This window comes from Paraburkholderia sp. BR13439, from assembly GCF_040948805.1.
In the GTDB taxonomy this organism is placed as follows: domain Bacteria; phylum Pseudomonadota; class Gammaproteobacteria; order Burkholderiales; family Burkholderiaceae; genus Paraburkholderia; species Paraburkholderia youngii.
In genome coordinates, this window is sequence record NZ_JBFPKN010000223.1 from 1 (window position 1) to 255 (window position 255).

Here is a 255-nt window from a genome sequence, read left to right on the forward strand (position 1 = left end):
GGGGTTACGAGGCGCCGCGCGGGGAGCTCGAGACGGTGCTGGCGCAGCTGTGGGCGGAGCTGCTGGGTCTGGAGCGGGTCGGTCGGCATGACCACTTCTTCGAGCTGGGCGGCCATTCGCTGCTGGCTGTGCGGCTGCTCAGCCGGCTGTCGCAGATTGCGGGTGTGGAACTGTCGCTGGCGATGCTGTTTGCGCGGCCGGTGCTGGCCGATCTGGCCGCAGGCATGGCCGGAGCGGTGAGCGGCGCGGCAGCGC

Annotated in this window: 1 protein-coding gene; it reads left to right on the forward strand. The window is 71.8% G+C overall.

The features are described from left to right. The coding region (locus AB3X96_RS42965; RefSeq protein WP_368594465.1) for a phosphopantetheine-binding protein at positions 1–255 on the forward strand (255 nt) is incomplete at both ends.